We start from the raw sequence: 10317 nt of genomic DNA, 5'->3' as shown, positions 1-10317 counted from the left end.
GGTGGCGGCGGCTTCGCCGGTCGTCCCGGTGGCGGTGGCGGCGGCGGTCGTGGCCGCGGCGGCGGCACGGCGGGCGCCTTCGGCCGTCCCGGCGGGCGTCCGACCCGTGGGCGCAAGTCGAAGCGGCAGAGGCGCCAGGAGTTCGACAACATGCAGGCGCCGTCGATCGGCGGCGTGCAGGTTCCGCGCGGCGGCGGGCAGACGATCCGCCTTCCCCGTGGGGCCTCCCTGTCGGACTTCGCCGACCGCATCGGCGCGAACCCGGCCTCGCTCGTGCAGATCATGCTGCACCTGGGCGAGATGGTGACCGCGACGCAGTCGGTCAACGAGGAGACGCTGCAGCTCCTCGGCGCCGAGCTGGACTACGACGTCCAGGTCGTCAGCCCGGAGGAGGAGGACCGCGAGCTCCTCGAGTCCTTCAAGATCGAGTTCGGTGAGGACGAGGGCGACGAGGCCGACCTCGCGCCGCGCCCGCCGGTCGTGACCGTCATGGGCCACGTCGACCACGGTAAGACGAAGCTGCTCGACGCGATCCGCCACACCAACGTGGTGGCCCGCGAGGCCGGCGGCATCACCCAGCACATCGGCGCCTACCAGGTGGCGACGACGCACGAGGGCGAGCCCCGGAAGATCACCTTCATCGACACCCCCGGTCACGAGGCGTTCACCGCCATGCGTGCCCGAGGCGCCCAGGCGACCGACATCGCGGTGCTGGTGGTCGCGGCCGACGACGGCGTGAAGCCGCAGACGATCGAGGCGCTCAACCACGCCCACGCGGCCAACGTGCCGGTCGTCGTGGCGGTCAACAAGATCGACAAGGAGGGCGCGGACCCGACCAAGGTCAGGGCCCAGCTCACCGAGTACGGCCTGGTGGCCGAGGAGTTCGGCGGCTCCACGCTGTTCGTGGACATCTCCGCCAAGCAGGGCACCGGCATCGACAACCTGCTCGAGGCCATCCTGCTGACCGCGGACGCCGAGCTGGACCTGCGGGCCAACCCCGAGATGGACGCCCAGGGCATCGCGATCGAGGCGCACCTGGACAAGGGCCGCGGCCCCGTGGCGACCGTGCTCGTGCAGCGCGGCACCCTGCGGGTCGGCGACTCGATCGTCTGTGGCGAGGCCTTCGGCCGCGTCCGGGCGATGCTGGACGACAACGGCGAGACGGTCGAGGAGGCCGACCCGTCGCGTCCGGTCCTGGTGCTCGGCCTGACCGCCGTCCCGCGCGCCGGTGACAACTTCATCGTCGTCACCGACGACCGGATGGCGCGTCAGATCGCCCAGCAGCGGGCCGCCCGGCAGCGGATCGCCGACATGGCGAGGTCCGGCCGCCGGCGCACTCTCGAGGAGCTGTTCAAGGACCTCGAGAAGGGCCAGGTCGACGAGCTCAAGCTCATCATCAAGGGTGACGTCTCCGGTTCCGTCGAGGCCCTGGAGGACGCCCTGCTCAAGATCGACGTCGGGGACGAGGTCAAGCTCCGCGTGCTGCACCGCGCCGTCGGCGCCATCACGGAGTACGACGTCAACCTGGCGATCGCCGACGACAACGCGGTGATCATCGGCTTCAACGTGCGGCCCGAGGTCCGGGCCCGCGACCTGGCCGAGCGCGAGGGCGTCGACATCCGGTACTACTCGGTCATCTACCAGGCGATCGAGGAGATCGAGGCGGCCCTCAAGGGCATGCTCAAGCCGGAGTTCGAGGAGGTCAGGACCGGCACCGCCGAGGTCCGCGAGGTCTTCAAGGTCCCGCGGATCGGCAACGTCGCCGGCGCCGTGGTCCGCTCGGGCACGATCACCCGCAACAGCAAGGCCCGGCTCATCCGCGACGGTGTCGTGGTGGCCGACAACCTCACCGTCGTGTCGCTTCGCCGGTTCAAGGACGACGCGACCGAGGTCCGCGAGGGCTTCGAGTGCGGTATCGGGGTCGGCTACAACGACATCAAGCTCGAGGACGTCATCGAGACGTTCGAGATGCAGGAGAAGCCGCGCGTCTGAGACGCAGCGCCGCCGCCCCCCGTCGTGACGGGGGGCGGCGGCCGGCGGCGAGTCACCCATGTACGTCGGTGCCCTTACCCTGGACATCCTGCTCGGCGACGTCCGCTCGCTGAAGCAGAAGCGCTCCGTGGTCCGTCCGCTCATCGCTGAACTGCAGCGGCGGTTCCCCGGTGTCGCCGTGGCCGAGACCGGCCACCTCGACCTCCACCGCCGCGCCGAGATCGGCGTCGCCGTCGTGTCCGGCTCCGCCGCCAACTGCGACGAGGTGCTCGACGCGTGCGAGCGCATGGTGGCCTACCATCCCGAGATCGAGCTGCTGTCCGCGCGGCAGCGGCTCTTCAACGACCACGAGGAATAGACGGCCCGGCGCGCGCGTCAGCCGTACAGTCAACGAGGGAGCGTGATCATGGACGCAGCGCGCGCCAGAAAGCTGGCCGATCGCATCCAGCAGGTCGTCGCGGAGATGCTGGAGCGGCGGATCAAGGACCCGCGGCTCGGGTTCGTCACCGTGACCGACGCGAGGATCACGGCGGACCTGAGCGACGCCACGGTGTACTACACCGTGTTCGGCTCCGAGGCCGAGCGGGCCGACACCGCGGCCGCCCTCGAGAGCGCCAAGGGGATCATCCGATCCGAGGTCGGCCGGCAGACCGGCCTGCGGCACACCCCCACCCTCACGTTCGTGCACGACCCGCTCCCCGACAGCGCTCGCCACATGGACGACCTGTTCGCCCTCGCCCGGGCCAAGGACGAGGAGGTCGCCAAGCAGGCCGAGGGCGCCCAGTTCGCCGGCGACGCCGATCCCTACCGGTTCGACGAGGACATCGAGGACGAGGCGGCCGAGGCGGGCGAGGAGGAGCCCACCGGCCGGGCGGGGCACCGCGCCCTGTGACCGCCGACGCAACCGCCGTCCCCGAGGCGGACTGGGGCCGCGCCGTCGCGCTGGTCCGCGCGGCGGACACCGTCGCGCTGGCGTGTCACGTCACCCCCGACGGCGACGCGCTCGGCTCGATGCTGGGCTTCGGCCTCGCCCTGCGCGCGGCCGGCAAGCACGTGGTCGCCTCGTTCGGCGACCGCGGTTTCACCGTTCCCCGGCTGCTGCGGTTCCTCCCGGGCCAGGACCTCCTCGTCGAGCCGGCGGCCTACCCCGCCGAGCCGTCCCTGATGATGACGTTCGACGCCTCCACCATGGACCGGCTCGGCCTGCTGGCCCCCAACGCCGGCAAGGCCGCCGAGCTCGTCGTGGTCGACCACCACGTCTCCAACACCCGATTCGGCTCGCTCCACCTGGTCGACCCGGGAGCCGCCTCGACGACCATGCTCGTCGAGAGGCTCGCCGGGCGGCTCGGCCTCACGGTCGACCGCGACGTCGCCACCTGTCTGTACGCCGGCCTGGTCACCGACACGGGCTCGTTCCGCTACTCGGCCACCACGCCGGCCGCCCACGCGATGGCCGGACGGCTCATCGCGGCCGGGCTCGACCCCGACGCGATCGCCCGCGAGCTGTGGGACCGGTCGCCCTTCGCGTACCTGCGGGTCCTCGGCGCCGCCCTCGACAGGGTGACGCTGGAGCCGGAGGGGGCGGGCGGGCGCGGGCTCGTCTGGACCTACCTCACCCGCGTCGACAGGGCCCGGCACGGCCTGCCGTACGACGAGGTGGAGGGCGTCATCGACGTCATCCGTCGGGTCGACGAGGCCGAGGTCGCCGTGGTGCTCAAGGAGGACGACGAGGGCGGGTGGAACGTCTCGACCCGCTCGAAGGGCGCCGTGGACGTCGCGCGGGCCTGCACCGCGCTCGGCGGGGGCGGCCACCCCTGCGCGGCCGGGTTCTCCTCCACCCTGTCCCCGGAGGAGACCATGGCCTCCCTCCGCCCCCTGCTCACCCCGGACGCCGCATGAAGCGCACGCCGCCCCCCAGCGGGCTGATCATCGTGGACAAGCCCGCCGGCTGGACCTCGCACGACGTCGTCGGCAAGATGCGCGGCATCGCCGGAACCCGCAAGGTGGGGCACGCCGGCACGCTCGACCCGATGGCGACCGGCGTCCTCGTGGTGGGCGTGGAGAAGGCCACCCGGCTGCTCGGGCACCTCGCGCTGACGGAGAAGGTCTACGAGGCCACGATCCGGCTCGGCGTCTCGACGAACACCGACGACGCCGAGGGGGAGGTCGTCGCGACCGCTCCTGCCGGGCACGTGCCCGACGCGGACGTGCGCGCGGGGATCGCGGCGCTGACGGGGGAGATCCTGCAGGTCCCTCCGCAGGTGAGCGCCATCAAGGTGAACGGCGAGCGGGCCTACAAGCGGGCCCGGGCCGGCGAGGAGGTCGAGCTCGCCGCCCGGCCGGTCACGGTCCGCGCGTTCGAGGTCACCGCCGTCCGCCGCGAGGGGGAGACGGTCGACGTGGACGCGGTGATCACCTGCTCCAGCGGCACGTACATCCGCTCGCTCGCCCGCGACCTGGGCTCCGCCCTCGGCGTGGGCGGGCACCTCACGTACCTGCGGCGCACCCGCGTCGGTCCGTACGGGATCGAGTCGGCCCGCACGATCGAGGAGCTCCAGCGGGGGTGCGTGATCATGCCGATCGCCGACGCGGTGGCGGCCGCGTTCCCGCGCAGGGACGTGACGGACGAGGAGGCCCGGCTGGTGGCGCACGGCGGGCGTCTGCGGGCCGCCGGGCTCGGTCCCGGCCCCGCGGGCGTGTTCGCCGGCGACGGCACGCTGCTGGCGCTCGTCGAGGAGCGCGGGGGCGCGGCCCGGCCGCTCGTGGTCTTCGTCTCCTGACCCGCGCCCCCGGTCGGCGGGGGCTGGTTCCCGCCCACGCCCCGCGGCATGGCAGGCTGTCTACTGCGCCGCGGCGGCGCGGCCGCACGACCGCGCGGGCCGTCGGCGCCGCAGAGGCGATGGGCAGAGCGAATCGAGGTCGAGGTGCAGAGCTGGCACGGGCTGGACGACGTCCCCGATGACTGGGGCAGGTCCGTCGTCACGATCGGCGTGTTCGACGGCGTGCACCTGGGACACCAGCGCATGGTGGCCCGTGCGGTGGAGACGGCCCGGTCCCTCGGGCTCCTCTCCGTGGTCGTGACCTTCGACCCGCACCCCGACGAGGTGGTGCGGCCGGGCAGCCACCCGCCACAGCTGACCACCCCGCGTCGGCGCACCGAGCTGCTCGCGTCGCTGGGCGTGGACGCGGTCTGCGTGCTGCCGTTCACCCTGGAGTTCTCCCGCATGTCGCCCGACGAGTTCGTGCAGACGGCGCTCGTCGACCGGCTGCACGCCGCGTGCGTGGTCGTGGGGGAGAACTTCCGCTTCGGGCACAAGGCGGCCGGCGACCTGGAGACGCTGCGCACGCTGGGCGAGAAGTACGACTTCGTCGCCGAGGGGGTGCCGCTGGTCAGCGAGGGCGAGGCCATCTCCTCGACGCTGGTGCGCGAGCGGCTCGCCGCCGGCGACGTGGCCGGGGCGGCCGCCGCCCTCGGCCGCCCGCACCGGGTGGAGGGCGTGGTGGTCCGGGGGCACCAGCGCGGCAAGGCGCTCGGGTTCCCGACGGCCAACGTCGAGTCGCCGCAGCACACCGCCATCCCCGCCGACGGCGTCTACGCGGGCTGGCTGCAGTGCACGCAGGCGCCCTCGCCGTACGAGGGGGAGCGCTGGCCGGCCGCCATCTCCATCGGGACGAACCCGACGTTCGACGGGGTGGAGCGGACGGTCGAGGCGTACGCGCTGGACCGCGACGACCTCGACCTGTACGGCGCGCACGTGGCGGTCGACTTCGCCGAGCGCCTGCGTGAGACGTTGCGCTTCGACTCGATCGAGGCGCTCATCAGCCAGATGCGCGCGGACGTCGACCGCGCCCGTGAGGTGACCTCGGGCCGCTGATCCCGGCCGTCACGACCACGGCAAGTGATCGGAGTTGTGCGGGGCGCGGCGTCGCGATGGTACCGTTGAATGTCAGCCCTCTTCGGGTGACGTCCATCGTCTCCCGGCTGGCCTGTCACGGCGACTGTAGGCACGCACGGTCGTTCGCGGGCTCGGAAAGTGTTGTGCGTGCCTCCCATCAGAAGGAGAAGCAGTGTCGCTCGACGCCGCGACCACCAAGACCATCATCGCCGAGTACGGCACCACCGAGGGTGACACCGGGTCCCCGGAGGTCCAGATCGCGCTGCTGAGCAAGCGCATCAGCGACCTCACGGAGCACCTGAAGGTCCACAAGCACGACCACCACAGCCGTCGCGGCCTGCTGCTGCTCGTCGGCCGCCGGCGCCGCCTGCTGAAGTACCTGCAGGCCAAGGACATCACGCGGTACCGCTCCCTCATCGAGCGGCTCGGACTGCGCCGATAAACTTGAGAAAGGAGCGGCGATCCTTCGCCGCTCCTTTCCCATAGCGGGCCACAATGGGCCTGCGGTAAAACCACAACTGAACAGCCGACAACTCAACAGCCGACAGGGAGAGCGGGCCGCGAGGCCGGCTCGGCCCGACAGACCAGTGCCCCGCGTCCGCACGCAAGCCGCACGCGCGATCCCGCGGCGTGAGAGGGCCGGTCCTCGGTAGTGGCCCCCGGTCGCCACGGCGTCAGCCGTGCGGACGGACCGGGCGCTTCGATCGAAGACCGGCACTGCACCTGAACGGGGAGCCCGGCGAACTGAGCGACGCGGGAGACCGATCCGACAAGGAGGTCCCCCGTGGAGGGTGTCCACAGCACAGAAGCCGTCATCGACAACGGCTCATTCGGCACGCGCACGATCAGGTTCGAGACGGGCCGCCTGGCCCGGCAGGCGGCGGGCAGCGCCGTGGCCTACCTGGACGACGAGACCATGGTCCTCAGCGCGACCACCGCGTCCAAGCATCCCAAGGAGAGCCTGGACTTCTTCCCGCTCACCGTGGACGTCGAGGAGCGGATGTACGCCGCGGGCCGCATCCCCGGCTCGTTCTTCCGGCGTGAGGGCCGGCCGTCCGAGGACGCGATCCTCACCTGCCGCCTCATCGACCGGCCGCTGCGCCCGTCCTTCGTGAAGGGCCTGCGCAACGAGGTCCAGGTCGTCGCCACGATCATGGCGCTCCACCCCGAGCACCTCTACGACGTGGTCGCCATCAACGCCGCGAGCCTGTCGACCCAGCTCGCCGGGCTGCCGTTCTCCGGCCCGATCGGCGGCGTCCGCGTCGCGCTGATCGACGGCCAGTGGGTGGCCTTCCCCACCCACTCCGAGCTGGAGACCGCCACGTTCGACATGGTCGTGGCCGGCCGGGTGCTGGCCGACGGCGACGTCGCGATCATGATGGTCGAGGCCGAGTCGACCCGCCACACGCTGAAGCTGGTCGCCGAGGGCGCGGCCGCGCCGACCGAGGAGGCCGTGGCCCAGGGCCTGGAGGCCGCCAAGCCGTTCATCAAGGTGCTCTGCGAGGCCCAGTCGAAGCTGGCCGAGGTCGCCGCCAAGGAGACCCAGGAGTACCCGATCTTCCTCGACTACCAGGACGACGCCCTGGAGGCCGTCACCGCGGCCGTCAAGAGCGAGCTGGCCTCGGCGCTGACGATCGCCGGGAAGCAGGAGCGCGAGCTGGAGATCGAGCGGGTCAAGGCGCTGGCCGCCGAGAAGCTCCTGCCCGACTTCGAGGGCCGGGAGAAGGAGATCGGCGCCGCGTTCCGCAGCGTGACCAAGAAGCTGATGCGCGAGCGCGTCATCAGCGAGGGCGTCCGCATCGACGGCCGCGGCCCGAAGGACATCCGGCAGTTGAACGCCGAGGTCCACGTGGTGCCGCGGGTGCACGGCTCGGCCCTGTTCGAGCGCGGCGAGACCCAGATCCTCGGCATCACCACGCTGAACATGCTGCGCATGGAGCAGATGATCGACACGCTCAATCCCGAGCGGACCAAGCGCTACATGCACAACTACAACTTCCCGCCGTACTCCACCGGTGAGACGGGCCGCGTGGGCTCGCCGAAGCGGCGCGAGATCGGCCACGGCGCGCTGGCCGAGCGGGCGCTCGTGCCCGTGCTGCCGACCCGTGAGGAGTTCCCGTACGCCATCCGGCAGGTGTCGGAGGCGCTCGGCTCGAACGGCTCGACCTCGATGGGCTCGGTCTGCGCCTCGACGATGGCGCTGCTCGACGCGGGCGTGCCGCTCAAGGAGATGGTCGCCGGCATCGCGATGGGCCTCATCGGCGAGGGCGACCAGTACGTCACGCTGACCGACATCCTCGGCGCCGAGGACGCGATGGGCGACATGGACTTCAAGGTCGCCGGCACCAAGGACCTGATCACCGCCCTGCAGCTGGACACCAAGCTGGACGGCATCCCGGCCCACGTGCTCGCGGCGGCGCTGAAGCAGGCGAGGGGCGCCCGGCTGGCGATCCTCGACGTGATGCAGGAGGCCATCGACTCCCCGGCGGAGATGAACCCGACCGCGCCGCGCATCATCACGATCAAGGTCCCGGTGGACAAGATCGGCGAGGTCATCGGCCCCAAGGGCAAGATGATCAACCAGATCCAGGACGACACGGGCGCCGAGATCACGATCGAGGACGACGGCACGATCTACATCGGCGCCACCGACGGCCCATCGGCCGAGGCGGCCCGGTCGCTGATCAACGGCATCGCGAACCCGCACATGCCGGAGGTCGGCGAGCGCTACCTGGGCACGGTCGTCAAGATCGCCGCCTTCGGCGCGTTCGTGTCGCTGCTGCCGGGCAAGGACGGCCTGCTGCACGTCTCGCAGATCCGCAAGCTGCACGGCGGCCGGCGGATCGAGAACGTCGAGGACGTCATGAACGTCGGCGAGAAGATTCAGGTGGAGATCGCCGAGATCGACTCGCGCGGCAAGCTGTCCCTCGTCCCGGTCGAGGTCGTGGAGAAGGAGGCCGCGGAGAAGGCCGCCTCCGGAGAGGCCGGCGGGGCGGACGTACCCGCCGAGGTTCCCGCCGCGGCGTCGCAGGACGGCCCGCAGGAGGAGCGTGCATCTCGCCCGCGTCGCAGCCGCACCCGCGGCGGCCGGGACGAGCGCAACTCGTGACGACCACGGTCCTGTTTCCGGGGAAGGACGGCGCCGGAGCCATCCGCCGCACCGTCCTCCCCGGCGGCCTCCGGGTCGTCACCGAGACGATGCCGACCGTCCGCAGCGTGGCGGTCGGCATGTGGGTCGGCATCGGCTCAAGGGACGAGGCGCCCGAGCACATGGGCGCCACCCACTTCCTCGAGCACCTGCTGTTCAAGGGCACGCCGACCAGGGACGCCATGGAGATCTCGGCGTCGATCGAGGGCATCGGCGGGGAGATCAACGCGTTCACCGCGAAGGAGTACACCTGCTACTACGCGCGGGTGCTCGACGAGGACCTCCCGCTGGCGATCGACGTCCTGTCCGACGTCGTGACCTCCTCCCTGGTCGCCGCGGAGGACGTCGAGTCGGAGCGGGGCGTGATCCTCGAGGAGATCGCCATGCACGACGACGATCCCTCCGACGTGGTGCACGAGCAGTTCTCCGCCGAGCTGTACGGCGACACGCCGATCGGGCGGCCGATCCTCGGCAACGACGACTCGATCAACGCGCTCACCCGTGACCGCATCCACGAGTACTACCAGCGCTTCTACGTGCCGCCGCGGACCGTGGTGTCGGTGGCCGGCAACGTGGACCACGACATCGTGGTCCGCCTGGTGTCCGACGCCTACGAGCGCGCCGGCGCCCTCGGCGGGACGGCGGCGCCCGCCGACCCGCGCATCGGCGGCCCAGGGGTGGAGCGGCGCTCCGGCGTCCGGGTGCTCGACCGGCCCACCGAGCAGGCCAACCTGGTCCTCGGGACGACCGGCGTCTCCCGCACCGACGACCGCCGCTTCGCGCTGGGCGTGCTGAACGCGGCGCTCGGCGGCGGCATGTCGTCCCGGCTGTTCCAGGAGATCCGGGAGAAGCGCGGCCTCGCCTACAGCGCGTACAGCTACACCTCGCAGTACGCCGACACCGGCCAGTTCGGCATCTACGTGGGCTGCCTGCCGTCCAAGATCGACGACGTGCTGAAGATCTGCCGCGACGAGGTGGCCAGGGTCGTGGCCGAGGGCATCACCTCCGAGGAGATCGCCCGCGGCAAGGGCCAGATGCGGGGCGGGCTCGTGCTCGGCCTGGAGGACACCGGCTCCCGGATGTCCAGGATCGGCAAGAGCGAGCTCGTGTACGAGCAGCTCATGCCGGTCGACGAGGTGCTCACCCGGATCGAGGCCGTCACACCCGACGACATCGCCGAGGTGGCGGCGGACATCCTCAACCGCCCGATGACGCTCGCCGTGATCGGTCCTTACCCGGACAAGGACTTCGGCTTCGCCGTCGCCTGACCTGGTCGCACCG

9 protein-coding genes are annotated in these 10317 nt (G+C 71.6%); all 9 read left to right on the top strand.

Annotated features, from left to right (window positions below):
* Nucleotides 1–1992 (top strand): translation initiation factor IF-2 (infB, locus tag MPTA5024_RS12080; RefSeq protein ID WP_084369572.1); only part of this gene is annotated, 1992 nt, incomplete at its 5' end.
* Between the two features lie 58 nt (nt 1993–2050).
* Nucleotides 2051–2350 (top strand): DUF503 domain-containing protein, encoded by a 300-nt coding sequence (locus tag MPTA5024_RS12075; RefSeq protein ID WP_036322481.1) that lies wholly within the window; start codon nt 2051–2053, stop codon nt 2348–2350.
* Between the two features lie 45 nt (nt 2351–2395).
* Nucleotides 2396–2884 (top strand): 30S ribosome-binding factor RbfA, encoded by a 489-nt coding sequence (rbfA, locus tag MPTA5024_RS12070; RefSeq protein WP_036324020.1) that lies wholly within the window; start codon nt 2396–2398, stop codon nt 2882–2884.
* Complete coding sequence (locus MPTA5024_RS12065; protein ID WP_036322479.1) at nt 2881–3891, top strand: DHH family phosphoesterase; 1011 nt, start codon at nt 2881–2883, stop codon at nt 3889–3891. Before rbfA ends, MPTA5024_RS12065 begins: the two co-directional genes overlap by 4 nt.
* Nucleotides 3888–4772: a tRNA pseudouridine(55) synthase TruB gene (gene truB, locus MPTA5024_RS12060; RefSeq protein ID WP_036322477.1), complete on the top strand. Its 885-nt coding sequence runs from the start codon at nt 3888–3890 to the stop codon at nt 4770–4772. Before MPTA5024_RS12065 ends, truB begins: the two co-directional genes overlap by 4 nt.
* A 144-nt stretch (nt 4773–4916) precedes the next feature.
* Nucleotides 4917–5867: a bifunctional riboflavin kinase/FAD synthetase gene (locus tag MPTA5024_RS12055; RefSeq protein ID WP_036322475.1), complete on the top strand. Its 951-nt coding sequence runs from the start codon at nt 4917–4919 to the stop codon at nt 5865–5867.
* 193 nt (nt 5868–6060) lie between these two features.
* On the top strand, nt 6061–6330 hold the full coding sequence (rpsO, locus tag MPTA5024_RS12050; protein ID WP_036322474.1) for a 30S ribosomal protein S15: 270 nt from the start codon (nt 6061–6063) through the stop codon (nt 6328–6330).
* A 342-nt stretch (nt 6331–6672) separates the two neighbouring features.
* Nucleotides 6673–8997: a polyribonucleotide nucleotidyltransferase gene (locus tag MPTA5024_RS12045; protein WP_036322472.1), complete on the top strand. Its 2325-nt coding sequence runs from the start codon at nt 6673–6675 to the stop codon at nt 8995–8997.
* The gene (locus tag MPTA5024_RS12040) at nt 8994–10304 is read left to right on the top strand and encodes a M16 family metallopeptidase (RefSeq protein ID WP_036322470.1); all 1311 of its coding nucleotides are present in this window, start codon (nt 8994–8996) and stop codon (nt 10302–10304) included. Before MPTA5024_RS12045 ends, MPTA5024_RS12040 begins: the two co-directional genes overlap by 4 nt.
* Nucleotides 10305–10317 lie beyond the last annotated feature (13 nt).

This window comes from Microbispora sp. ATCC PTA-5024 (assembly GCF_000511135.2).
GTDB lineage: Bacteria > Actinomycetota > Actinomycetes > Streptosporangiales > Streptosporangiaceae > Microbispora > Microbispora corallina.
The sequence above is the reverse complement of the archived record's forward strand: the minus strand, read 5'-3'. Positions and strand labels throughout refer to the sequence as shown.